Annotated in this window: 18 protein-coding genes, 3 pseudogenes and 1 riboswitch; of the genes and pseudogenes, 7 read left to right on the top strand and 14 right to left on the bottom strand. The window is 60.8% G+C overall.

Annotation, left to right across the window (positions count from 1 at the left end; genetic code table 11):
• Window positions 1-148 precede the first annotated feature (148 nt).
• The 4 genes and pseudogenes from AAEQ75_RS03640 to AAEQ75_RS03655 all read right to left on the bottom strand — a co-directional run.
• Window positions 149-805 carry an OmpA family protein gene (locus AAEQ75_RS03640; RefSeq protein ID WP_125835159.1) on the bottom strand — a complete coding sequence of 219 codons (657 nt, stop codon included), beginning with the start codon at window positions 803-805 and terminating at the stop codon, window positions 149-151.
• Between the two features lie 144 nt (window positions 806-949).
• Entirely contained in the window at window positions 950-1618 is a 669-nt protein-coding gene (locus tag AAEQ75_RS03645) for an OmpA family protein (protein WP_106735362.1), read from the bottom strand.
• Between the two features lie 64 nt (window positions 1619-1682).
• Window positions 1683-2330, bottom strand: coding sequence for an MBL fold metallo-hydrolase (locus tag AAEQ75_RS03650; RefSeq protein ID WP_343350908.1), 648 nt, complete (start codon window positions 2328-2330; stop codon window positions 1683-1685).
• Window positions 2330-3130: pseudogene (locus AAEQ75_RS03655) on the bottom strand (AraC family transcriptional regulator); the annotation flags it as partial. The pseudogene AAEQ75_RS03655 and the gene AAEQ75_RS03650, both read right to left, overlap by 1 nt.
• Before the next feature lie 127 nt (window positions 3131-3257).
• Between AAEQ75_RS03655 and AAEQ75_RS03660 the strand changes: the two are divergent.
• Window positions 3258-3632 (top strand): annotated as a pseudogene (locus AAEQ75_RS03660) (IS5 family transposase); the annotation flags it as partial.
• 50 nt (window positions 3633-3682) lie between these two features.
• Here AAEQ75_RS03660 and AAEQ75_RS03665 read toward each other — a convergent pair.
• From AAEQ75_RS03665 to AAEQ75_RS03680, 4 genes are all read right to left on the bottom strand, one after another.
• Window positions 3683-6424 (bottom strand): LuxR C-terminal-related transcriptional regulator, encoded by a 2742-nt coding sequence (locus AAEQ75_RS03665; RefSeq protein ID WP_343350909.1) that lies wholly within the window; start codon window positions 6422-6424, stop codon window positions 3683-3685.
• A gap of 150 nt (window positions 6425-6574) precedes the next feature.
• Window positions 6575-7942: a DUF1329 domain-containing protein gene (locus tag AAEQ75_RS03670; RefSeq protein ID WP_256832961.1), complete on the bottom strand. Its 1368-nt coding sequence runs from the start codon at window positions 7940-7942 to the stop codon at window positions 6575-6577.
• Window positions 7943-7974: 32 nt separating this feature from the next.
• On the bottom strand, window positions 7975-9978 hold the full coding sequence (locus tag AAEQ75_RS03675; RefSeq protein ID WP_256832960.1) for a DUF1302 domain-containing protein: 2004 nt from the start codon (window positions 9976-9978) through the stop codon (window positions 7975-7977).
• 216 nt (window positions 9979-10194) lie between these two features.
• Window positions 10195-11877: a fatty acid--CoA ligase gene (locus tag AAEQ75_RS03680; protein ID WP_343350910.1), complete on the bottom strand. Its 1683-nt coding sequence runs from the start codon at window positions 11875-11877 to the stop codon at window positions 10195-10197.
• 190 nt (window positions 11878-12067) lie between these two features.
• Here AAEQ75_RS03680 and AAEQ75_RS03685 point away from each other — a divergent pair, with 190 nt between their 5' ends.
• Window positions 12068-13243: a thiolase family protein gene (locus AAEQ75_RS03685; protein WP_343350911.1), complete on the top strand. Its 1176-nt coding sequence runs from the start codon at window positions 12068-12070 to the stop codon at window positions 13241-13243.
• A gap of 126 nt (window positions 13244-13369) precedes the next feature.
• On the opposite strand, the gene AAEQ75_RS03690 is transcribed toward AAEQ75_RS03685, so the two are convergent.
• On the bottom strand, window positions 13370-14791 hold the full coding sequence (locus AAEQ75_RS03690) for an IS1182 family transposase (protein ID WP_343352326.1): 1422 nt from the start codon (window positions 14789-14791) through the stop codon (window positions 13370-13372).
• Between the two features lie 97 nt (window positions 14792-14888).
• Window positions 14889-15518: a LysE family translocator gene (locus AAEQ75_RS03695; protein ID WP_256832957.1), complete on the bottom strand. Its 630-nt coding sequence runs from the start codon at window positions 15516-15518 to the stop codon at window positions 14889-14891.
• A gap of 79 nt (window positions 15519-15597) precedes the next feature.
• On the opposite strand from AAEQ75_RS03695, the gene AAEQ75_RS03700 reads away from it, so the two are divergent.
• The 4 genes from AAEQ75_RS03700 (at window position 15598) to AAEQ75_RS03715 (ending at window position 19062) form a co-directional block, all read left to right on the top strand.
• Complete coding sequence (locus AAEQ75_RS03700) at window positions 15598-16563, top strand: 2-hydroxyacid dehydrogenase (protein ID WP_179574439.1); 966 nt, start codon at window positions 15598-15600, stop codon at window positions 16561-16563.
• Window positions 16564-16680: 117 nt separating this feature from the next.
• Window positions 16681-17676 (top strand): class I SAM-dependent methyltransferase, encoded by a 996-nt coding sequence (locus AAEQ75_RS03705; RefSeq protein WP_343350912.1) that lies wholly within the window; start codon window positions 16681-16683, stop codon window positions 17674-17676.
• A gap of 36 nt (window positions 17677-17712) precedes the next feature.
• Window positions 17713-17833: riboswitch (yybP-ykoY riboswitch) on the top strand.
• 93 nt (window positions 17834-17926) lie between these two features.
• On the top strand, window positions 17927-18508 hold the full coding sequence (locus AAEQ75_RS03710; RefSeq protein ID WP_143507600.1) for a TMEM165/GDT1 family protein: 582 nt from the start codon (window positions 17927-17929) through the stop codon (window positions 18506-18508).
• 110 nt (window positions 18509-18618) lie between these two features.
• The gene (locus AAEQ75_RS03715) at window positions 18619-19062 is read left to right on the top strand and encodes a ketosteroid isomerase-related protein (RefSeq protein ID WP_143507593.1); all 444 of its coding nucleotides are present in this window, start codon (window positions 18619-18621) and stop codon (window positions 19060-19062) included.
• A gap of 55 nt (window positions 19063-19117) precedes the next feature.
• Here AAEQ75_RS03715 and AAEQ75_RS03720 read toward each other — a convergent pair whose 3' ends face one another.
• Window positions 19118-19939: a M48 family metallopeptidase gene (locus AAEQ75_RS03720; RefSeq protein WP_099526144.1), complete on the bottom strand. Its 822-nt coding sequence runs from the start codon at window positions 19937-19939 to the stop codon at window positions 19118-19120.
• A 195-nt stretch (window positions 19940-20134) separates the two neighbouring features.
• Between AAEQ75_RS03720 and AAEQ75_RS03725 the strand changes: the two are divergent.
• A pseudogene (locus AAEQ75_RS03725) lies at window positions 20135-22285 on the top strand (methyl-accepting chemotaxis protein).
• Between the two features lie 84 nt (window positions 22286-22369).
• Here the strand turns inward: AAEQ75_RS03725 and AAEQ75_RS03730 are convergent.
• From AAEQ75_RS03730 to AAEQ75_RS03740, 3 genes are read right to left on the bottom strand one after another with little or no spacing between them, the layout of a single operon-like run.
• Window positions 22370-22987, bottom strand: a complete 618-nt coding sequence (locus AAEQ75_RS03730; RefSeq protein WP_256832954.1) for an SOS response-associated peptidase — start codon at window positions 22985-22987, stop codon at window positions 22370-22372.
• 27 nt (window positions 22988-23014) lie between these two features.
• Window positions 23015-23275 (bottom strand): putative signal transducing protein, encoded by a 261-nt coding sequence (locus tag AAEQ75_RS03735; protein WP_092377504.1) that lies wholly within the window; start codon window positions 23273-23275, stop codon window positions 23015-23017.
• Complete coding sequence (locus AAEQ75_RS03740; RefSeq protein ID WP_092377507.1) at window positions 23275-23457, bottom strand: CPXCG motif-containing cysteine-rich protein; 183 nt, start codon at window positions 23455-23457, stop codon at window positions 23275-23277. Before AAEQ75_RS03740 ends, AAEQ75_RS03735 begins: the two co-directional genes overlap by 1 nt.
• Between the last annotated feature and the right edge of the window lie 45 nt (window positions 23458-23502).

Consider the following 23502-nt stretch of genomic DNA (forward strand, 5'->3'; position numbering starts at 1 on the left):
GGCCTTTAGCCACAAAAGACAAGACGGGCGGTCACGAAGACTGTCGGAAACACCCTCTAGCACCTAGCCGAAAGACGTCAGCAGCGGTGCTTGTCAAACGACATAAAAAAGCCTCCCAAAGGGAGGCTTTGTTCAACGCAATGCGGCCTTAGAGCGGACGCAGGTTGATCTCGACGCGACGGTTCTGCGCACGGCCAGCATCGGTGGTGTTGCTGGCAATCGGCTGGCTCGGACCTGCACCATAGGCAGAGATGCGCTGACCCGGTACGCCGTTGGCGGTCAGGTAGTTGGCCACGCTCTGGGCGCGACGCTGCGACAGACTCTGGTTCAGCTCTTGCGAACCGGTGCTGTCGGTATGACCGACGATGTTCACGCCGTTCTTGTCGAACTCCTTGAATACCAGCACCAGCGAGTTGAGGGTCGGGTAGAAACTGCTGGAGATATCCGCCGAGTTGCTACCGAAAGTGATATTGCCCGGCATGATCAGTTTCAGATCATCGCCATTACGTTGTACCTGTACACCAGTGCCCTGCAGGGTCTGACGCAGCTTGGCTTCCTGGGTGTCGACGTAATAGCCATAACCACCGCCGGCAGCGCCACCAACAGCCGCACCGATCAGTGCCCCCTTAGCGCGGTCTTTCTTGCTCGAGGTCGCAGCGCCGATCACGGCGCCGGTGGCCGCGCCGATGCCACCGTAGACGCCGGCTTTGCCAGCCTGACTTTCGCCGGTATAGGGGTTGGTGGTGCAGCCAGCCAGCATGGCCATGAGCGCAGTTGCTGCGATCAGATTACGTCTGGTCTTCATAGGGATTCCTTAGGATTTCTTCTGGTATCGGGCAGACATGCCACAATCTTCGAGCCGCCAAGGCGCGGTGAAGTTCCGCCCTAGCTTATCAGCCCGGGCGGATAGGGACTGCGATCCAGAGCAGTTCTGCCCGGTACACGCGCGTTACTGCACGCCCGGCAACGGTCGCAATGTCACCTCGACACGACGGTTCTGCGCACGACCATCTGCCGTGGCGTTGCTCGCTACCGGCTGGTCCGGCCCCATGCCACGAGTGCTCAGACGGCTGGGGTCGACACCCTGCGCCAGCAGGTAGTCGGCCACGCTTTGCGCACGGCGCTGCGACAACGCCATGTTGTGACTTTGCGAGCCAGTGCTGTCGGTATGACCGACGACCTCGATACTGTTCTGGTTGTACTGACGGAAGGAATTGGCCAGGTTATTCAGCGGCTGGTAGAAGCTACTGGCGATCTGCGCCGAGTCGGTAGCGAAGGTGATGTTGCCGGGCATGATCAGCTGGATCACATCGCCCTGACGCTGCACCTCGACCCCGGTGCCTTGCATGCTGCGACGCAGCTCTTCTTCCTGCTTGTCGGCGTAGTAGCCGTAACCTGCCGCAGCGGCGCCGGCTACAGCAGCGCCGATCAGCGCGCCCTTGCCACGGTTGTCATGGTTGATCAGTGCACCGGCAGCCGCGCCAGCCAGCGCGCCGATGCCGCCATAGGTGGCAGTGCGGTTGGAGCTCGGCGCGCTCTGATCATAAGGATTTTGCGAGGCGCAACCGCCAAGCAGCAGCGCAGAGGTGCAAAGGGCAATAACGGGCAGGCGGAACATGAAGGCGTCTCCATGAACGGTGGATGATAGTTATTTGAGTCATCATGCCGCCATTAGTGCCCGGTCACGCGCGAATAAAGGGGTTCTCGCGCATCTCATCGCCCAGCCGAGTGTCCGGGCCATGGCCGGTAACCACAGTGGCATCCTCATCGAGGCTATACAGGCGCCGCTTGATCGAGCGTTCGATAGTGGCGTAATCACCGCCCCACAGATCGGTACGGCCGATACCGCGCCGGAACAGGGTGTCACCGGCGATCAGCAGTTTGGCGTCCTCGAACCAGAAGCTCATTGAGCCTGGCGTGTGACCCGGCGTATGCAGCGCCACACCGCAACCGCAGGCCAGTTCCTCATCATCGGCCAGCCACTTGTCCGGCGCCGGCACGGGCGTGTAAGGCACACCGAACATGCTGCATTGCATCTCCAGGTTGTCCCAGAGGAACTGGTCCTCCTTGTGCAGGTGCAAGGTCGCGCCGGTCTTCTCCTTCATCTGCCCCGAGGCGAGGAAGTGATCGAGATGGGCATGCGTGTGGATGATGCTCACCACCTTCAGGCCGTGAGCTTCCAGACGCGCCATGATCAGATCGGGATTACCGCCCGGATCGACCACAATGGCCTTCTTGGTCAACGGATCGCCGATGATCGTGCAGTTGCACTGCAAAGGCCCGACGGGGAAGGTTTCGCGGATCAGGGCGGGGCGTTCGGCGGTGGTCATCAGGAGGTCTCGTTACGGTAATCGCCAGGCAGTTTACCGGTCCATTTACGAAATGCACGACGGAAGTTGGACGGGTCGCTAAAGCCCAGCAGATAGGCGGTTTCATACAATGACAAATGTGTGGTGCTCAGGTATTGCAGGGCCAGGCGATTGCGTACCTCGTCGAGCACCTGCTGGTAGCTGGTGCCCATCCGGGCCAGATGTCGACGCAGACTACGACCACTGGTATGCAGGGCGCTCGCAGCACTTTCTAGATTGGGAAACTCACCTGGGCGGGCCAACAGCAGACGGCGCAAGCGGGTCAGCAGGCCGTCCTGCACATCTAGGCTGGCCAGCAGCGCTTCGCACTGTTGCTCGCACATTTGCACCGTGGCCGGATTGGCCAGGGCCATGGGCCGTTGCAGGTAATGCCGGGGTAAACGCAGCCAGTGAAGAGGTTGTTCGAACTGCGCCGCTATGCCGAACACCTCGACATAGCGCTCAGCATACTACGGCGCGGGATGAGCGAAACCGACGGCCAAGCCCTGCAGCTCTTCGCCCAGCAGAAAGCGGGCAATGGTGTGGATGCTGGTCAGCAGGCCTTCGGCGGTAAAGCGTGATTGCGGCCCCATGGGGAAAGACTCGACGGCGCGCAATTCCACATCCTCGCCCTGCTCCACCAGTTCCAGCTCGAAGGACAGACCGAGCACGCGGTAGTACTTCAGGGCGAACTGCAGAGCCTTGCCCAGGCTGGCGCTGGACAGCACCGCGTAGCCCAGAATACCGTGGGTGGAAACGTTCAAACGCTGGCCCAGTACTAGGGTCTGTTGCCATTTCGCGCTAACCCATTGATCTATAAGAGCACGCCCGTATCGTTGAAGCTCTGACCCGACATCGATACGAGCTTGCAATGCCCCGATTACTGCTCAGCGATGAGCATTTGTCGAAGCAGTGGACGCCCACGGCTTACCCATCGAGTTTGAAATCACGGGAGGTCAAATCAATGACTGTACTCAGGCACCCGGATTGATTTCCAAGCTCCCGGCGGCAGAAACCATCGTTGCGGATAAGGGCTATGACAGCGAGAGAATCCGAGAGCAGGTTGAGCGACAAGGGGCCAAGGCCGTGATCCCGAGGAAGCGTAATTCTGTGAAAGGCAACGCGGATCTGGACAGAGGCCTGTACCGAAATCGTCACCTGGTGGAAAACGCCTTCGCCCGGCTGAAGCAATACCGGGCGGTGGCCTTTCGATTCGACAAACTCAAGAGAAATTACGAGAGCGTGGTGGCCATGGCCTGTTCCTTCCTATGGTTGCCCATGTAAAACGGCAACAGGCCCTAGATGCGTTCCAGGCATTTCCTGTGAGACACACATCAGCGCAGCAGGCCGAGCCCCTTGGCCCGCGCTACCGCCTGAGTACGCCGCTCGACACCGAGTTTGCTGTTGATGTGACGGGCGTGGGTCTTGACCGTGTGTAGGGAGATGAACAGACGCTCGCTGATCTCCTGATTGGAACAGCCACGCGCGATCAACTGCAGCACAGCCAACTCGCGGCCACTGAGTTTTTCCGCCAGGGCGCTCTCCTCTGCAACAATCTCCTCGTCCGAATCCCGACTGCCCGGCAACTGGGCAAGTAAGGCGTCGCGCAGCGGACAGGCCTGACGCCCCTGCAAGCGCTCACGTAACCACCGAGGCTGGTGCTGCAACAGCTCAATGAAAGGTAATAGCGCACCGCCCTGAGCGAGATCCAGGCAAGTGTCGAGCTGCTGCTGTGCCTCCCGTTCTCGCCCGGTTTGCTTTAGTAGCTGGGCGAGTTGGGCCTGCGCCACCAGGCCGACCAACTGACCACCCAGCCCCTGTGCACGCTGTTGCAACGCACGCAGACGGCGCTCCGCATGCTCCAGCTCGCCCTGCAGACGCTCCAGAGCAGCCTGCTGCAAATCGATATGCAACGTCAACTGCGGGTGAAACTCTGGCGCCAGTGCCCGCCCCTGATCACCATAGGTCTCCGCCAACTGCGGTAGCCAGGCAGCGGCCAGCTCGACCTGCCCCTGACGCAACCACAGCTCGCACTTCATCAGCGTGATCATCGCCAAGTAATAAATCGCTGGCACATCCCAGACGTGCATCAAGCGCTCGGCCTCACCGAGCAGTGCGAATGCCTCGGCAGGCCTTCCATCACGTCCTTCCAGGCTAGCCAGCACGCAATAGCCGATCAGCGCCCCAACGTCGCGGCAGGCTCGCGCTTCGGCAATTCCCGCCCGCAAGCGCTCCACGGCCTGAGGCTGCAAGCGCAGACTAAGCAGATAACCTTCATAAATCGTCAATCGCGCTCGCACCGAGTAACTACGCTGTGCAGGCAGGCGCTGCACCAGCAGCAATCCCTGATGCACTTCCTCCTGCGCGCGCAGCACCTCGCCACGGAATTGCAGTACGCGGGCGCGCTCGTAGTGGGCCAGTGCCTCGAGCAGAGGATTGTCGATGCGCTGCGCCAACTCCAGCGCGTCGCGGTTCAACCCACGCGCACGCCACAGATCGCCACGCACCATGGCCAGATTGGACAACGCCGACAAGCACATGAAGTGCGGGCCATAACGCTCCACCGGTAAACCGGCCAAGGCCTCGCTACATTGCTGCTCGGCACGTGCACCATCGCCACGACCACGGGCGATGACCCCGTCGAGCGCCTGCCACTGCGCCAGCAGGCTGAGCTGGGCGGAAGGCTCGGCTGCTGGAAGGAAGCGTGCGAGTTGATCAAGCAGCTCTTGGGCGGCGTCCAGCTGGCAAGCCAGCGCCAGTGCCCAGCCATAGAGCATGATCAATCGCGGTGTGCTGGCCAGCAGATCATCCGGCAGATTGGTTTTCCAGCGCAGCAGCATGGCGATGTTCTGCTCCGCCAGCATCTGCTCCTCGGACAGGTTCTGTACCAGGCTGGCAGCGACATCAGCCTGCCCAGCGAGCAGTGCTTGCTCGATGGCGGCATCCAGCATGCCTTGCGCAGCGAACCAGCGACAGGCACGCAGGTGAGCACCGCTGTGAGAACGGCTCGAACCGTCAGCAGTCCGTGCATTGAGCAGATCGGAAAACAGGTGGTGATAGCGAAACCAATGCCCCTGCTCATCCAGCGGCACCAGAAAAACCTGGTTGGCCTGCAACTGACGGATGATCGCAGCGCTGTCGTGGCTGTCACGCACCGCGTCGCACAGCTCGGCACAGAAGCGCTCCATGCAGGCGGTTTCGTAGAGAAACTGCTGCACCTCGGCGGGCTGCCGCTCGATGACCTCTTCAAGGAGGTACTCACGGATCAGCCCTTCTCCTCCATGCAGCTGCAGTCCCTCGCCGGCTTCGGCCAGCTCTTCGACAGCCAACAGCCACAGGCGTAAACCAGCGATCCAGCCCTCGCTACGCTGCAGAATCCCAGTGACCTGCTGCTTTTCCAGGTGCGCGCCCTGACTTGCCAGCAGAGCATCCAACTCCGCGGCGGTCAGCCGCAGGTCCTGCTCGCTGAGTTCGAGCAACTGTCGCGACAGACGCAGACGCGCCAGGTGCCAATCCGGCCGCTGACGGCTGGTGACCAACAGCAACACGCCGGGTGGTAAGTGGTTGAGGAAGAATTGCAGGCAACGATCCAGCACCGGCCCCTGCGCCAGATGGTAGTCGTCCAGCACCAGTAACAGCGGCTGACCATCATCGAGTTGCTGAGTCAGCTCATCGAGCAAACCATCGAGCCACTGCTCGAATGCGAAGGGCTGGTGGCGTTGGCGCATCTTCAGCAGACCGAGCGCCTCCTCCCCCAAACCGGGGTAGAACTGCTGCAGCCCCTGTAACAGACGCTCAAGGAAGCGCCCCGGATCATGATCACGCTCACTCAGTCCGAGCCAGAGACTGTGCCAATGATCGGGTAGTCGCTCGCAGAACTCGATGGCCAGCGAGCTTTTGCCAAAGCCTGCTGGCGCACTGACCAGCAGCAAGCGCCCTTGCAAGCCCTCTTCGAGACGATCGCATAACCTGGGGCGCGGCAAATGTCCTGCCGGCAGCGGCGGACGATAGAAACGCGCCTCCACCGGTGTAGCCGGCGTGTAGGGAAAACCTGGCGAGCGGGAGAGATCTGTCATCGGCCTATTCTTGGAAGTCTTCTATCTGCATCGGCGGGCTCGATCTGAACCCAGCCTAGCGACTTGCAATGGCCATTTGAAGCTCCCGCTACAGTCCGTAACGAAAAAGCCGGCACATGGCCGGCTTCGTCGTGTTGCTTGAGGCAGGTTTTAGCGAACGCCAGCCTGACGCAGAGCGGCCGGGGTGTAATCGCTGCCAGAGGCCTTGTAGTTGAAGTCGTAGGCTTGTTTCTCCTCGTTCTTCATACCCAGGACCAAGTAGCGACCGGACAGCAGGTCGTACAGGGATTCCACGGTGTACCACGGCACTTGCTTGTCGTAGTAGTACTGGGCATGCGCCTCAGCTACGCGCCACAGGGTGCCACGGCCGTCGTAGTGGTCGATCAGAGCGGCTTGCCAGGTGTCCTCATCGATGTAGAAGTCACGCTTGCCATAGATGTGACGCTCGCCCGACTTCAGGGTCGCGGTCACGTGCCATACACGGTGCAGCTCGTAACGAGTCAGGTCCTGGTTGATGTGGCCAGCCTTGACGATATCGGAGTACTTCAGGCTGGGCGAATCGAGCTTGTAGGCGTTGTAGGGGATATAAATCTCCTTCTTACCTTCCAGTTTCCAGTCGTAACGATCCGGCGCACCGTTGAACATGTCGAAGTTGTCGGAAGTACGCAGACCATCAGCGGCGGTACCCGGACCATCGTAGGACACCTGCGGAGCACGGCGCACGCGACGTTGACCGGCGTTGTACAGCCACGCCAGACGCGGCTCCTTCACCTGGTTGAGGGTTTCGTGCACCAGCAGCACGTTACCAGCCAGGCGAGACGGAGCAGTTACGCGCTGCTTGAAGTAGAACAGGACGTTGCTTTCCTTGCTCGCATCGAAGTCGGTCAGCGCATCACGGAAGGTGAACTCGTCCTGGAAGTAGACCAGCGAGTAGGAACCGTTCGGCTGCGGAGTCGCCTGAGTTACCAGGCGACGCACGCTACCACCGCGGTAACGGGTGATGTGGTTCCAGATTGCTTCCAGGCCGTTCTGCGGAATCGGGAAGGGGTTGGCGGTCTGGAAGTTCTCCAGGCCGTTACCACCCTCTACCATCCTGGTGTTCACCGCGTTCTGCTTGGTCGCCTCCAGAACCGCAGCCGGCAGACTGGCCGAGCGGTGAGTTGGGTAGACCGGCATCTTGTAGCTTTCTGGGTAGCGCTTGAACATCGCCAGCTGGCCGGGGGTCAGCTTATCCTTGTACTGGTCGACGTTCTGCGCGGTGATGGTGAACAGCGGCTGTTCGTTGGCGAACGGATCGGCCAGGAAGCCTCGCGGATCGACCGCGCCAGCGTTGGCTGGCAGACCACCGGTCCAAGCAGGGATCGATCCATCGGCATTGCCTGCCATTTCGGCACCGACCGGAGTCAGAGTACTGCCCAACTTCGCAGCTTCGTCAGGCGACACTGCCGCCATCACGCCGGTAGCCAGCAGAGACAGGGTCAGGACACCGCTTTGCCACAGTTTTTTTGTTGTTTTCATTTGCATCATGATTCCTCGAAATTCCTGGCCGCTTAGAAGTTCATACCGAAGCTGAGCGCAACGAAGTCGCGGTCATCAATGGTGGAATACTTGCCATCAAAGAAGTTGGTGTAGGACAGGCTGGCGGTGTAGGTGTTCTGATAATCCGCGTCCAGTCCGAGACTGATAGCTTTACGGCCTTCTTCGAAGTTAGCCCCTGGGCCGGGCGAATAGCCTTCTACGTCATGTGACCAAGCTACGCTCGGACGCAGGTTCACACCTGCCAAAGCATTGGGATAATCCCAGATGGCACGAGCGCGGTAACCCCAAGAGTTGGCAGTGGTAAAGCCATCTTTATCACATGCCTTGTCGAGCATGCTGGCCGAGCTCCGACCGCCACCGGTACTGGCGTTCACAGGTCCGCACATATCACCTGCAGTGCCATAGATCGGATCGCGACCGTAGCGGATATCATCTTTGCTCTCCAAGCCACCGACATGGGTCCAACCTACTTCACCCACCAGGGTCAAGCGTGATGCCCCCATGACCTGATCAAAGAAATGCGTGAATGTAGTTTGAATCTGCGTGATTTCCTTACGCTTGTAGCCATGGAGCAGACCGTCAGCGTCCGGACCGAGCGGAGACACCGCCGCATAAGGCGTACGATTGGTCCCACCCAGAGCGGCCGGTAGATTGAAGTTGATACCCCGCAGTCCGGCATAGAGCACATCAGTGGAGTTCAACTGCACCGGTGCATTAGGCCGATAGCTGATCTCGCCGCTCCAGGCTGTTCCGGTTGGCAACGTTGTGGAGAAGCTCAAACCATAGAGTTTGATGTCTTCAGGATACTCCATGAAATAACCGCCGTTGGCTGCATAAGCCAGGGCGCCGACATTTGCAGCGCTAGCGCCAGCTTGCCCCGCTGCGGCCACCGCGCCTACGCCACTACCGGTTAGTGTCGCATAGGTCTGGTTAAAGGTACCTTGAACCAATGCATCGATGGAACGCAAAGAAGAAGCACTCTGACCTTTACCACTGAAAATAGGTGCCCGACTATGGTAGTTCATGAAGTAAGCGCCAAACTCTGTGTCCAACGGCTCGAACATATACCGGAAGGCAAGTCCCCACTGACCGTCATCTCGCGCATCCTTATCGCCATAGCGCGGAACAACCACCCCTTCAGAATTAGAAGAAACCAGCGCCGCATTGCCGCCCAACAACGTATTAAGACTTGTCAGACTGCCGTTAATTTGAGCCAGTTGAGCCGGTGACAGAGATGCTAGGACGTTAAGGTTCTGGTCACATCCATCGGCGACGATATCAGCCTGGGAAAAGAACGTTCCGCAGTTATCCACCACGGTCTGATCCCACTCAAGCTGATAGAAGGCCTCCATGGAAAGGTTGTCTGTCAGGCTCTGGGCGATATAGAACATGTTTACCGGAATTAAGCCCTCTTTGATCTCAGCACCAGGGCGACGAAAGGCAGACACATCAACGGGGTTGATGGCATTGATACCGTTCTGAATAAAGGTACTTTCGCCCCAACTAACGACCTGTTTGCCCAAGCGCACCGAACCAGGCTGATTGCCGATGGCATAGTTGTGGTAGATGAATGCGTCGAGGATTTCACCCCCAGAAGACTGGGCGCCCTCTTTGCGATTGCTATCGCTAATGTCCTTGAACTCGCGGCCTTCGTCTTTCAGTTCGAAGTCGTACCAGTACTTGCCACGGACGAACACGCCGGTATCGCCATAGCGCAATTCCAGATCGTGGATACCCTTAAAGATCTTCGAGAAGGTTTCACCACGTTTGAAGTTGAGGTGACCATCGTCGGAGGTCTGGGAAAGACCGCGACCGCCGTTGTTCACGCCGATCAGATCCTTGTTGGCCTTGGAAGTCGACCAACTGGCACCAACAGACAGCGCCGAATCGAACTGCCCTTCGATCTCACCGATATTGAAAGTGACGCCGAATGCCGGAGCGGCAAGGGTGGAAGCGAGGCTGACGGCCAGCGGCAGTTTTGCCAGGCGCCAGTAGGGTTTTGTTTTTGTTGTCATCGACGCTACTCCATGTGTTTTTTGTTATGGATGCTTTGACTATAGCCAGCGGGAGGTACTGCTTGATCCCTCGAAAGTGTGATTTGCAGCCCCCAGGCACTCTGGCTCGCAGGTTTCAGGCCCTGCCCTAGCCAAGCATGGACGTGAAACAGCAATTAGCAAGCCAAACGCTTGTTTGACTGAGCGGTCACTTTCACCGCCCAGTCAATTCGCACCTCACAGCGTAGACAGGAACGCGCTGCCAGCCTCCTGCCACTGGGCGATTTCGACGCGGATGCGCTTCTTGTCCAGTTTGCCGACGCTGGTCTTGGGAATTTCAGTAACAAGGGCGATCTGCGTGGGAATCGCCCACTTGTTGATGTGACCTTGCTCGACGAAAGGCTTGAGATGCTCCTTCAAGCCTTTGGCATCCAGCCCCTGCTCTTCGCGCAGTACCAGCAACGCAAACGGGCGCTCGCCCCACTGCGGGTCAGGCACACCCACTACCGCCACCTCACGCACCGCCAGGTGACGACTGATCAGGTCCTCCAGCTCCAGCGAGGAAATCCACTCACCGCCAGTCTTGATCACATCCTTGATTCGGTCGCGGATTTCGATGAAACCCATACCGTCGATGGTCGCCACATCACCCGTGTGGAGCCAACCATGTGCCCAAAGCTCCTCGCCCTTCTCAGGCTCACGGAAATAGCCCTGGGTAAGCCAGGGCGCGCGTAGCACCAGCTCGCCCTGGGACTCACCGTCGCTCGGCAGCAATTTGCCGTCGGCATCCATGATCGCCGCCTCCACCAGCGGCACCGGGATACCCGCCTTGATCCGGTAAGTGGTGCGCTCGTCCTCGCTACCGGCGCGCAGCTCTTCATTGAGGTAGGCACAGGAAATCAGCGGGCAGGTCTCGGACATGCCATAGGCCGCGGTCAACTGAATGCCGCGCGCCTTAGCCGCTTCGTACAGAGAACGGTTCAGCGCACTACCGCCGATGATCATCTTCATGCCGCCGAAATCATGGCCCTGCGCACCCGGCGCGCTCAGCACCATCTGCAGGATGGTCGGGACGCAGTGGGAGAAGTTGACCTTCTCCTCCTTGATCAGGCGGCAAAGCATGTCCGGCTCGTAGCGACCGGGGTACACCTGTTTGACCCCGAGCATGGTGGCCACGTACGGCACGCCCCAGGCATGCACGTGGAACATCGGGGTAATCGGCATGTAGACATCGTCGTTGCCCATCAGGCGGATGCTGTCGAGTCCGCCCATGGCGGTCGCCATGGACATGGTGTGCAGCACCAGTTGCCGATGAGTGAAGTACACGCCCTTGGGGTTGCCGGTGGTGCCGGTGGTATAGAAGGTGGTGGCCACCGAATTCTCGTCGAAATCGGCGAAGTCGTAGTGCGGGCTGGCGGCTGCCAGCAGGCTCTCGTACTCGCCGACGAGGTTCGGCAGCTCGGCGCTCTTGCCCTCGCCATCGGTAAGCAGCAGGGTCTTGTCAACGGTGGTCAGTTGCCCGGCAATGCCGTTGTACAGCGGCACGAACTCACTGTTGACCAGCACGAAACGGTCTTCTGCATGGTTCATGGTGTAGAGGATTTGATCCGGCGACAGGCGGATGTTGATGGTGTGCAGCACCGCGCCGAGCATCGGGATGGCGAACATGCATTCGAGGTAGCGGTGACTGTCCCAATCCATCACCGCCACGGTATCGCCGGCCTTGACCCCTGCCTCGCTGAGTACATTGGCCAACCGTGCGACACGCTCGTTGAAGGTGGCGTAGCTGTAGCGCAGCTTGTCGCGATAGACGATTTCGCGGGTCTTCTCGTAACGACTACCGGACAGCAGCAGGCGCTTGATCAGCAGCGGATAGGCATGAGCGTTTTCAGCGGGGGGGATCAGTCGGGTCTGCAGCATGAAATCACCTTGAGGCACGCTAGGAATAGGTATGCAGCGACTCTAGAGCGGCTCGCGCAGCGCTCAATCAGCCCAAAGAATGATTTGCCACGTGACTCTATGGCCACTTTTGGTCACAGGTTAGAATCGTGCTCACCAGCCAGTCCTTTAAAAGGCGGCACAGAGCCACTCTTTCGTTCGAGGTAACAGCATGTCCGATATCGTCATCGTCAGCGGCGCACGTACCCCCATGGGCGGTTTTCAAGGCAGCTTGGCCGGCGTGCCAGCCGTAGAGCTGGGCGCGGCCGCCATTCGTGAAGCGGTCAAGCGCGCCGGTATCGAGCCAGCCGACGTACAGGAAGTGATCATGGGCTGCGTACTGCCGGCGGGTCTCAAGCAAGGTCCGGCCCGCCAGGCCTCGCTTAATGCAGGCCTGCCTGCAGCCACCGGCTGCACCACCATCAACAAGCTATGCGGCTCAGGCATGAAGGCCGTGATGATGGCCTTCGATTCGCTGAAAGCCGGCAGCAACCAGGTAATGGTCGCCGGCGGCATGGAAAGCATGTCCAACGCGCCCTATGTACTGGAGAAAGCACGCACGGGCCTGCGTATGGGGCATGGCGAGATCAAGGATCATATGTTCCTCGACGGCCTGGAGGACGCGCGCACTGGCCGCCTGATGGGCTCTTTCGCTCAGGAGACCGCCGATAAGTACGGCATTACCCGTGAGGAAATGGACGCCTATGCCATCGAATCGCTGCGACGCGCGCAGGCGGCGATCAAGGACGGCTCGCTGGACGCGGAGATCGTTCCGGTCACTGTCACCTCGCGCAAGGGTGAGGTGGTGGTCAAGGATGATGAACAGCCGCTGACGGCCAACCTGGACAAGATCCCTACACTCAAGCCCGCCTTCAAGAAAGACGGCACCATTACCGCGGCCAACGCCAGTTCTATTTCCGACGGCGCCAGCGCGCTGCTGCTGATGACCGCCGATGAAGCGGCCAAGCGCGGTCTCAAACCAGTTGCCAAGGTGGTTGCCCACGCGACCCAAAGCCAGGACCCGAGCGAGTTCACCCTGGCGCCCATCGGCGCGATGAGCAACCTGCTTAAGAAGACCGGCTGGAGCAAGGACGAGATCGACCTGTTCGAGATCAATGAAGCCTTCGCCATGGTGACCATGCTGGCCATGCGCGAGCACGGCCTGGACCATGCCAAGGTCAACGTGTTCGGCGGCGCCTGTGCCCAGGGCCACCCGGTGGGTTCCACCGGCTCGCGGATTATCCTCACTCTGATCAACGCCCTGCAGAAGAAAGGTGGCAAGCGCGGCGTCGCCTCGCTGTGCATCGGCGGCGGCGAAGCAACAGCGGTGGCCATCGAACTGCTGTAACTCGCCCCATCAGCAAAGAGCCCCGCAATCCAGAGCGTGTGAAAACGCACTGACGCCAGAAAAATCCAACGCCCCGACTGGTTCGGGGCGTTGGTGTTTTTGATGCTTGGAAATGGAAGGCGGGATTTACCCCAACAGCTCGATCAGCCGACGGGCACCCATCACATTGATGGCACGCTTCAGGTTGTAGGCGTTGACCGCCAGGGCCATTTCCGTCCGAGCGCCCTGCAGTTGTCGGAGCAGGAAGCGACCATTACCCAAAATCCATTGCTTCAGGTTGCCGAAGGGATGTTCGACGATGGATCGGCGCCTGACCATCATCTCTGGATGCACCTGCATCCGCTGATGCATGCGCTCGAATGCGGCCTCATGGACATGCCGAGTCACTTGTCGACGTTTAGCCTTGGTGCAGCGTGATTTCAATGGACAAGCCGTGCAGTCGCCGCGTAGAGCATAAATGCGCTGTAGGCCGTTTACCTGCTTGAGCGGTAACCATTGGCCTGCAGGGCATTGGTACTGGTCGTTTTCTGCGTCGTAGCTGAAGGCGCTGCGATCGAATAGCGGCGTGTCGTCGCCCTTGTTATTTATGCCCCGATTCTCCGGCACATAGGCCGTAATCCCAGCATCATCACACGCTTGAAACTGCTCACCACTGGAGTAGCCCGCATCGGCTGTAACCGTCAGATCTTCCTGCGCCAGGATCGCCTGGGCGGCCTTGGCCATAGGTTCCAGTTGCTGGTTATCGCTGCTGCCCTGAGTGACAGCATGATGCACGATCAGCCCATGCTCGCCATCCACCGCGTTTTGCACGTTATAAGCCACGCGAGCCCCCTGGTGGGTACGCATCATGCGCGCCTCGCTCTCACCCACGACGAACTGCTCCAGCCCCTGTACCTCCATCAACGCCTGGGCTGTCAGGTTATCGGCATGTCGGCTCTCCAGCTGCTGCAGTGCAGCCTTGACCGCACTGCGATCAACCACTTCAGCGGCCTCACTGCGGTCAGCCTCGCCCAGTTCGGCCAGATAACGGGCGATCTGCGCCTCCAGCTTGCCTTGTTGACGCTTGAGCTTCGTCAGGCTCAGGTGCTTGCGTTGCGACGCTACCGCCTGAAACTTGCTGCCATCGATGGCCACGAGTTGCCCACTGATCAGCCCCACCTGGCGACAGAACTGGACGAAGGTGCGGCAGGTCGCCTGAAAAGCAGCGCTGTTGTCCTTGCGAAAATCAGCAATGGTCTTGAAATCCGGTGCCAATCGGCCCAGCAGCCACATCACCTCGACATTGCGTTGGCACTCAGCTTCCAGGCGCCGGGAGGAGCGGATGCGCTGGAAGTAACCGTACAGATAAAGCTTGAGTAGATCCGCTGGATCATAGCCAGGACGTCCAGTCTTGAGTGGTTCGGCCTTGCTGAAACCCAGAGCCTGCAGATCCAGGCGGGCGACATAGGCCTCGATCACCCGTACCAGGTGATCCTCCGGCACCAGCTCCTCCAATGTGGGAGGAAACAGGCTGCTTTGCTGACGACCTTCGCCCTGGATGTAGCCCATAAACGACAATGCCCCCATCGACTGATGGAGGCATTGTCTTCAGCTTGCTCTCAGACTGCTAGGTTTTCACACAGTCTGAATCGCGGGGCTCTTTCGTTTAGTGCATTTCGGTCAGCGCCAGCTTCACACCAATCCCCACCAGCACCGCGCCCATCAGTCGGTCGAACCAGTGCCCCATACGGGCAAAGCCGGCGCGCACGCGTTGCTGGCTGAACAGCCAGGCCACCAGGCAGAACCAAAATGCAGTCGCCAGGGCCAGATAAAGGCCGTAACCGGCCTGCACCGCCACCGGCGTATGCGGATTGATCACCACGGTGAACAGGGAAAGGAAGAACAACGTCGCCTTGGGGTTGAGCCCGTTGGTGATGAACCCGGTAACGAACGCACCACGGCCGCTGCGCTCGCCGGCGGCCAGGCTCAGCTCGGCACTGGCCGGGTCGGCCGGGCGCGCACGCAGTGCCTTGATGCCGATGTAAAGCAGGTAAGCCGCCGCCAGCCATTTCAGTGCGTTGAACAGAACGATGGACTGCGACACGATCAGGCCGATACCCAGCAACGAATAGGTAACGTGCACCAGAATGCCGGTGCCTACGCCAAAGGCGGTGAACAGCCCGGCGCGGCGACCGTAACCGACGCTCTCACGCACGACGATGGCGAAATCCGGCCCCGGGCTGGCCACCGCCAGCAGATGAATCAGGGCAACGGTGAGAAATTCACTCCAGTACATGGCGGCTCCGCATCGACAGTGAAGGTCTGGTAGGCTCGCCAATCTACTCCTGCGACCCTCCTGCGAAAAGGTACAGCTGATGAGCAAAAGTCCCCGCGCCGTCTTCCTCGATCACGCCTCTCTCGACCTTGGCGACCTCGACATGCAACCGTTGCATCAGGCCTTCGCCGAGCTGACCCTGCACGCGCACACGCGTCCGGATCAGGTCGCCGAACGCCTGCAAGGCGCCCAGGTCGCCATCAGCAACAAGGTGCCGCTGGACGCAGCCACCTTCGCCGCCTGCCCCGAGCTGAAGCTGGTGCTGGTGGCCGCCACCGGCACCAATAACGTCGACCTCAAAGCCGCCAGCGCCCACGGCGTGACCGTCTGCAATTGCCAGGGCTATGGCACGCCATCCGTGGCGCAGCACACCCTGATGCTGTTGCTGGCCCTGGCCACGCGACTGCCCGACTACCAGCGCGATATCGCCGCAGGCCGCTGGCAACAAGCCAGCCAGTTCTGCCTGCTCGACCACCCCATCGTCGAGCTCGAAGGCAAGACTCTGGGCATGCTCGGCCATGGCGAACTGGGCGGCGCCGTTGCTCGTCTGGCCGAAGCCTTAGGCATGCGCGTGCTACTCGGTCAACTGCCGGGCCGGCCCGCGCGCGCTGATCGCCTGCCGTTGCATGAACTACTGCCACAGGTCGATGCCCTGACCCTGCACTGCCCACTCAACGAGCAGACACGCAATATGATCGGCGCCGAAGAGCTGGCACTGATGAAGCCGCGCGCATTTCTGATCAACACCGCACGCGGCGGCCTGGTCGACGAACAGGCGCTGGCTGATGCTCTGCGCAGCGGCCATCTCGGCGGCGCGGCAACCGACGTACTGCTGCAGGAGCCGCCCAAGGACGGCAACCCGCTGCTGGCCGCAGACATTCCGCGTCTGATCATCACCCCACACAGCGCCTGGGGCAGCCAGGAAGCCCGCCAGCGCATCGTCGGGCAGATGGTCGAGAACGCAGCCGGCTTCTTCGCCGGTGCGCCGCTGCGAGTCGTCGGGTAAGCTGCGCAGCTTTCTTGTAGGAGCGAGCTCTGCTCGCGAACACGGTCAACAGCAAAATCTTCGCGAGCAGAGCTCGCTCCTACACCGCGCGCCGTAAACAGATTCTCAGGAAATACCATGGACCCGCGAAGCGAAGTTCTCCTGCGCCACGCCGAGCTATTCAGTGGCGAGCTGTTACTGGCCGGCCTGCCGGCTGACGACCTGCTTGGTGCCCTGCCTCAGGCTCGTGGCTGGAACTGGCATGCCGCTGATCAGGCGCTGCTCTCGGCGCGCTTTGCCGACCGCAGCCACTTCGGCACGCAGATGCCAGAAGGTGACTACCGTGCTGCCGTGCTGTTCCTGCCCAAGTCACGCGAGCTGAGCGACTACCTGCTGCAAGCGCTTGCCTCGCGCCTGGCCGGCAAGCCGCTGTACCTGGTCGGCGAAAAACGTGGCGGTATCGAGCGCGCATCAAAACAGTTGGCAGCCTATGGCAAGCCACGCAAGCTCGACAGCGCGCGGCATTGCCAACTCTGGTGCGTCGAGGTAGAGCAGGCGCCGCCCGTCCCCGACCTGCATGCCCTGGCACAGAGTTATCCACTGCAGTTGGCCGACGGCGCGCTGGAGATCGTTACTCTGCCCGGCGTTTTCGCCCATGGCAGGCTTGATCGGGGTAGCGCGCTACTGCTCGAGCATCTGGATGAACTGCCTAACGGCCACATGCTTGACTTCGGCTGCGGTGCTGGCGTGCTCGGCGCCGCGCTCAAACGGCGTTATCCAGACAGCGAGCTGAGCCTGCTGGATGTCGACGCCTTCGCCCTGGAGAGCAGCCGCCTGACCCTGGCTCGCAATGGCCTGACGGCCAACCTGATCGCTGGCACCGGAATCGAGTCGGCGCCAGAAGGATTGAGCGCCATCGTCAGCAACCCGCCGTTCCATCAAGGCGTGCACACCGACTACCAAGCCAGTGAGAACCTGCTGAGCCAGGCAGCCCGCCACTTGATAAAAGGTGGCGAACTGCGTCTGGTGGCCAACAGCTTCCTCAAATACCCGCCATTGATCGAACGTCATCTGGGCCCGTGCCGCACCCTGGCAGATGCCGATGGCTTTCGCATCTACAGCGCCCGGCGCTGATTGGGGTTGCTCCCAACGCAGCGCTTGGGCACAATTGCGCCCGTCCTAGGGGAGTAGTCTCCCGCGAGCGCCCTGCTCGCCCGGTATACGTCAACACACTTGCTCCGCAGAGCATGGCGTATACGACCCAAGGCCTACATAGAGAGGCCTGCGGTTTGACAAGACCTATGACACGCACAACCTATACCCGGGGCGGGAAGGTCGTTCGTGTCATAAGCCGTGTCGACCCGCCCCTTTAGGAAACCTGATGCTGGAATCGCTGTTCGTCCCCACCCTGATCGTTGCCCTCGCCGAAATCGGCGACAAGACCCAGTTGCTCGCACTGCTGCTGGCCGCCCGCTTTCGCAAGCCATGGCCGATCATCTGGGGCATCGTCGTCGCCACCCTGGCCAACCATTTCGCGGCTGGCGCTGTGGGTAACTGGGTTGCCGGTTTCTTCTCACCCGCCACCCTGAGCTGGATTCTCGCGGCCAGCTTCGTCGCCGTAGCGGCCTGGACCCTGGTGCCAGACAAACTGGACGACGACGAGGAATCCGGCCTGAAGAAATACGGTCCCTTCCTCACCACCCTGATCGCCTTCTTCCTCGCCGAGATGGGCGACAAGACTCAGGTCGCGACCGTGATGCTGGCGGCGCAGTATCCGCACTTCATTCTGGTGGTGCTCGGCACCACGCTGGGCATGCTGCTGGCCAACGTACCGGTGGTACTGGCGGGCAACTTCGCAGCCGAGCGCCTGCCATTGACGCTGATTCGCCGCCTCGCGGCCTGTGCCTTCGCCGCCCTGGCAATCTATGCCGGCTATCAGGCAATGAAACTCAGCGGCCTGATATGACGACTCACTGACGTCAACGGGCTGGCATTTCGGCCAATCCCAGCCCCCTACCGCCTGCTGCTAAAGTACGTGCCACGTCACGTCATACGGTATGCAGTCGGGAGGGCGGCATGTCATTGGATGATCGCAAGAAGCTGGTGTGCCAGCACATCGACCTGACCTGGAACAAGGGGCGCCTGGCCCTGGCCGAACAGCTGCACAGTCGCGACTTTCTCTACAAGAGCTCGTTCATGGGTCGCCCACTCGACAGCGCCGGCTTCGCCCGGATGGTGCAGGACATCCGCTACGCCATGCCGGACCTGCAGATCGTGGTCGAGGAGTGCGTCGCCGAAGGCTACAAGGTGGTGACCTGGAGCACGCTGATCGGCACCATCGAAAAACCCGCGCTGGGCTATCCGCCCAGCGACAAGGTGCTGAGCATCTCGGCCATGGCCTTCTGGACACTGACGCCCAGCAATGAGATTCAGGAAATCTGCACCATGTTCGACATGGAAAGCTTCCGTGCCCAATTGGGCCTGCAACCCCGCCCCTTCGCCGAAACGGCGCTACCCTGAAACGCAAACGGCGCGCCGTGAACCATCACGCCGCGCCGTTTCTTCATGCCCGAACTTAGCGCCCGGCCTTGGCCTGCTCGTACAGCGGCATCACCTTGGGAATCGCCGCCTGCAGCGAAGCGATACGGCTGCTGGAGGACGGGTGAGTGCTCATGAACTCGGGCGGCGCACCACCACCGGCGGCCTCCATTTTCTGCCACAGACTGATGGCCGCATTCGGGTCATAACCCGCGCGAGCAGCCAATTCGAGACCAATCAGATCAGCCTCGTTCTCGTTACCGCGGCTGTTGGGTAGCGTCAGGCTGTACTGCACTACTGTATCGGCCAGAGCCATGCCGCTCTCACCGAGACCGAGCAAAGCGCCGGCACCCTGCTTGGCGACCTGAATGCCATAGGCCTTGGACATCGCCTCACGGCTGTGTTCGCGTAGGGCATGCGCCATCTCGTGGCCCATGATTGCAGCGATTTCATCATCGCTGAGCTTCAGTTGCTCGATGATTCCGCTGTAGAAAATGATCTTGCCGCCCGGGCCACAGTTGGCGTTGAGCTCGGGACTCTTGATCAGGTTGACCTCCCATTGCCAGTTGGCGGCATCCGGGCGAAAACGCGGCGCCTGCGGAATCAGGCGATTGGCAACGGTCTGCAGACGCTTGGCATTGTTGCTGGTCTTGTCCAGCACGCCCTTGCTCGATGCCTCGCTCAGCGTCTGCTGATAGGACTGAGCGTACATCTGATTGACTTCATCAGCTGACAACATGCTGAACATGTACTGCTTGCGCTCTACGCCAACCGCACCACCACTGGTGGTATTGACGGCCTGACAACCTGCCAGCAGCACGGCCGCCGCCAGGCCACTCAGATATAGAACCTTGCTCATCGAGCTACCTCCTTGAATCGGACGCCCTATGCTAGGCCGCCCCCGCAGCACGAGCAACCGCGTTACTTGCGCGATAGCCGTACGCCATCTTTGCTGAATACGACACCAGCCTGTTCGTCACCACCAGCCCATTAAGGTTTTCATCTGTCACTGCCGATAGTTCGTGACAGGCGCGCTCTGCGCTCGGGAGCTCTCATGAAGCTCAAGTCGATCCAGTTTTCCGTCGCATTCCTTGCTGGCGCCAGCGTACTCGCGGTCGTTGTGGCGCTGGTGCTATACGCCCTGTTCGCCAGTGGCCGAACCCAGAACCTGGTGCAGGAACGCACGCAGAAACTACTGGAACAAGTCATCGAGCAGCGCCTGTCGGCATTGGCGCAAGCCCAGGTCAGCGAAATCCAGCGTGAACTGGAAGCTCCCCCGCAGATCACCGCCGACCTGGCACGCGTCAACGCCATGCCCGGCATGACCGATGCCAACGGCAGCCCGATGCTCAGCATCAGCCGCGAAGAACTGGCCAACATGGTGCATGAAACCACGGCGCAGAACCCTAAATTACTTGGCAGTTACCTGGGCTGGGAGCCGAACGCCTTCGATGCCAGCGACGACATCTATGCCGGCAGCAAGGAAAACGGCTACGACGGCACCGGCCGCTTCCTGCCCTGGTGGTATCGCAATGCCGACGGCAGCCTGGGTATCGACTCTATCGGCTCGACCGAAAGCGAAGAGCTGCTGCCAACCGGCGTGCGCGCGGGCGAATATTACCTTTGCCCCAAAGAACGCAAGCGCCCCTGCGTGATCGATCCAGCCCCCTATGATGTCGGCGGCAAAATGACCATGCTTGCCTCCTTCACCTCGCCGATTCTGGTCAATGGCGAATTTCGCGGCATCGCCGGTGCCGACCTGGCGGTGAATTTCATTCAGGAGCTGCTGGTAAAGGCTGACGCCCAGCTCTACAACGGTGCCGGCGAGATGGCACTGATTGCCAGCAACGGGCGCCTGGTCGCCTCGACCAAAGCGCCGGACAAACTTGGCGAACCGGCCACCGCCCTGCTCGACGCCAACGAAGTGAGCAACCTGGGTACGCTGCAGCCCGGGCAGGTGCTGTAGTCCATCGATGCCAAGGAAGATCCTGAGCACAGCCATATCGAACTCTTTCTCAGCTTCAACATCGGCCAGAGCGACACACGCTGGGTGCTGATGCTGGTGCTGCCGCTCAAAGCGGTGATGGCCGATCTGCACCAGTTGCAGGGCGATCTAGCGACGCAGCGCGACGCCGACACCCTGGGCATGACCTTGGTCGGTCTTCTGATCGCCGGGCTGGGCCTGTTGGTGATCTGGTTCGTCGGTTACGGCATCGCCCGCCCGCTGCGGCAGATGGTCGGCATGCTCGACGATATCGCCAAAGGCGATGGCGACCTCACGGTGCGCCTGCAGGTTGACCGCAAGGATGAGCTCGGACAGATCGCCGCCGGCTTCAACGCCTTCCTGGCCAAACTGCAAACCATGATCGGCGCCGTGGTGACCTCGGTGCAGCAGGTCAGCGACTCATCCGAGCACACTGCCGACATTGCCATCCGCACCAACCAGGGCGTGCAGAAACAGCTGGCAGAGATCGAGTTGGTGGCTGCCGCCGTTCATGAGATGACTGCCACCGCGCAGGACGTCGCGCGCAACGCCACCCACGCCGCCGAAGCCGCCAATCACGCCGACCGCGCGGCCAACCAGGGCAAACAGGTGGTACAGGAGACCTCGGCCGCCATCGCAGCTCTGGCCAGCGAAATCGGCCGCGCCGTGGGCGTGGTACAGAACCTGGCCAAGGACAGCGAGAACATCAACGCCATCCTCGTCGCCATTCGCGCCATTGCCGAGCAGACCAACCTGCTGGCGCTCAACGCGGCCATCGAGGCAGCTCGCGCCGGCGAACAAGGCCGCGGCTTCGCCGTGGTCGCCGATGAGGTGCGCAACCTGGCGCAGAAGACCCAGCAGGCCACCGAAGAAATCCAGACCATGATCCAGCAATTGCAGCAAGGCACGCGCGAAGTGGTCAAGGTGATGGAGCAGAGCCAGAGCAAGACCGACGACAGCGTCGAACACGCCAACCAGGCCGCTCAATCGCTGGAGTCCATCACCCAGGCGGTGTCGGTGATCAACGATATGAACACACAGATCGCCAGCGCAGCCGAGGAGCAAAGTGCGGTGGCCGAAGACATCAACCGCAACGTCACCAATATCGGCCAGGTCGCCAACGAGGTGGCAGGCGGCGCCGACGAAGCCAGTCAGGCCAGCGCTCAACTGACCAAGCTGGCCGAACAGCAGCGCAGGCTGATCAATCAGTTCAAGGTCTGAGGGACTGCATCAGAATAGGGTGCACCGCACGCACAGGTTCTTGGTCAGTTGCGGTGCACCGGCCCCTCGACACCCTGCGCAGGATCAAGCCGGCGTCAGGCACTCCGGCGCATCCAGCTTCGGGTCGTTGACCAGCGTCGCCAGTGCGCGCTCACGCAGCGCAACCTGCGGCTTGGCCAGCAGCGCCGCCAACTGCTCGGGCGACGTATCGTGGCTCAGCCACAGCGCCTGTTCATGCTCGTCGAGAATCAACGGTCGCCGCAGCGTGGCGGCCGCCTGGGTGATCAGCGCAACACTCAGGTACTCCTGCCCACCAACCGGATAAAGCTCCCACAAGGCCGCGAAATACATCAGCGAATCGCCGTTGCTCATCCAGTACGGCCGCTTGCGCACGCCCCCGCGCCATTCATAGAAGCCGTTGGCTGGCAGCAGCGCGCGGCGCTGGCGAAAGGGCTCACGGAACATCGGCTGCTCGGCCAGGGTTTCAGCACGCGCATGCGCCGGAGTCTTGGACAGATCCTTGAGCCAGGCGGGCGTCAGCCCCCAGCGCGCCGCAGCCGCCTGTGCCCCCCCCTCGCCCGCACGCAGCATCAGCACCTGGCCGTTGGGCGCCAGGCTCCAGTGTGGTTTCTGGTCAGTGGGAAAGCCGGGCAACGCCGCAAAAGCGGGCGACCAGCGGAACAGGGCATAACGACCACACATGAAACGACTCGACAGGCAGGGGGCGCATCAACAGAGCAACACGCCCTGAAAGGACTCTGGCTCATCACCAGGCACAGGTTGCGCCGCATTGTACTCAGCGATCAGCGTGCGCGCCCGTTCAGCGTGAGGATCAGCGACGACCAAACCAAGCAGGCCGCATGCCGGCAGCTCACCCACCGCACCGACCAGATGCTGACCGAGCAAGTGCGCCTCGACACCTTCACTAGCCAGCATGTCCACCAGCATCTGCCCTTCCAGAAGGTTTTCCGGTTCGTAGATTCGTTGCATCAATCGTTCTCCGCACGAACGTCCAACTCCCACTCGGTGCCATCCGTGCGCAGCTCGAACTCGATCGGCCGGCAGCACACAGGACAGTCTTCGATGTAAGACTGGTCCCCAGCCGACAGATCCAGCAGCGCTTCGGCCGGCTCACCGCAATAGGGGCAATAATACGACTCGCTTTCCAGCATCGCGGCCTCCTTGTGACTTGGCGTTATAATCGCCGGTCTACTGCT

The sequence above is a fragment of the Pseudomonas sediminis genome, assembly GCF_039555755.1.
Classification (GTDB): domain Bacteria; phylum Pseudomonadota; class Gammaproteobacteria; order Pseudomonadales; family Pseudomonadaceae; genus Aquipseudomonas; species Aquipseudomonas mendocina_D.

What these genes read in the sequence shown, in the direction of transcription:
- AAEQ75_RS03640 (WP_125835159.1), bottom strand. Translation starts at nt 805, where the DNA reads ATGAAGACCAGACGTAATCTGATCGCAGCAACTGCGCTCATGGCCATG.
- AAEQ75_RS03645 (WP_106735362.1), bottom strand. Translation starts at nt 1,618, where the DNA reads ATGTTCCGCCTGCCCGTTATTGCCCTTTGCACCTCTGCGCTGCTGCTT.
- AAEQ75_RS03650 (WP_343350908.1), bottom strand. Translation starts at nt 2,330, where the DNA reads ATGACCACCGCCGAACGCCCCGCCCTGATCCGCGAAACCTTCCCCGTC.
- AAEQ75_RS03665 (WP_343350909.1), bottom strand. Translation starts at nt 6,424, where the DNA reads ATGACAGATCTCTCCCGCTCGCCAGGTTTTCCCTACACGCCGGCTACA.
- AAEQ75_RS03670 (WP_256832961.1), bottom strand. Translation starts at nt 7,942, where the DNA reads ATGAAAACAACAAAAAAACTGTGGCAAAGCGGTGTCCTGACCCTGTCT.
- AAEQ75_RS03675 (WP_256832960.1), bottom strand. Translation starts at nt 9,978, where the DNA reads ATGACAACAAAAACAAAACCCTACTGGCGCCTGGCAAAACTGCCGCTG.
- AAEQ75_RS03680 (WP_343350910.1), bottom strand. Translation starts at nt 11,877, where the DNA reads ATGCTGCAGACCCGACTGATCCCCCCCGCTGAAAACGCTCATGCCTAT.
- AAEQ75_RS03685 (WP_343350911.1), top strand. Translation starts at nt 12,068, where the DNA reads ATGTCCGATATCGTCATCGTCAGCGGCGCACGTACCCCCATGGGCGGT.
- AAEQ75_RS03690 (WP_343352326.1), bottom strand. Translation starts at nt 14,791, where the DNA reads ATGGGCTACATCCAGGGCGAAGGTCGTCAGCAAAGCAGCCTGTTTCCT.
- AAEQ75_RS03695 (WP_256832957.1), bottom strand. Translation starts at nt 15,518, where the DNA reads ATGTACTGGAGTGAATTTCTCACCGTTGCCCTGATTCATCTGCTGGCG.
- AAEQ75_RS03700 (WP_179574439.1), top strand. Translation starts at nt 15,598, where the DNA reads ATGAGCAAAAGTCCCCGCGCCGTCTTCCTCGATCACGCCTCTCTCGAC.
- AAEQ75_RS03705 (WP_343350912.1), top strand. Translation starts at nt 16,681, where the DNA reads ATGGACCCGCGAAGCGAAGTTCTCCTGCGCCACGCCGAGCTATTCAGT.
- AAEQ75_RS03715 (WP_143507593.1), top strand. Translation starts at nt 18,619, where the DNA reads ATGTCATTGGATGATCGCAAGAAGCTGGTGTGCCAGCACATCGACCTG.
- AAEQ75_RS03720 (WP_099526144.1), bottom strand. Translation starts at nt 19,939, where the DNA reads ATGAGCAAGGTTCTATATCTGAGTGGCCTGGCGGCGGCCGTGCTGCTG.
- AAEQ75_RS03730 (WP_256832954.1), bottom strand. Translation starts at nt 22,987, where the DNA reads ATGTGTGGTCGTTATGCCCTGTTCCGCTGGTCGCCCGCTTTTGCGGCG.
- AAEQ75_RS03735 (WP_092377504.1), bottom strand. Translation starts at nt 23,275, where the DNA reads ATGCAACGAATCTACGAACCGGAAAACCTTCTGGAAGGGCAGATGCTG.
- AAEQ75_RS03740 (WP_092377507.1), bottom strand. Translation starts at nt 23,457, where the DNA reads ATGCTGGAAAGCGAGTCGTATTATTGCCCCTATTGCGGTGAGCCGGCC.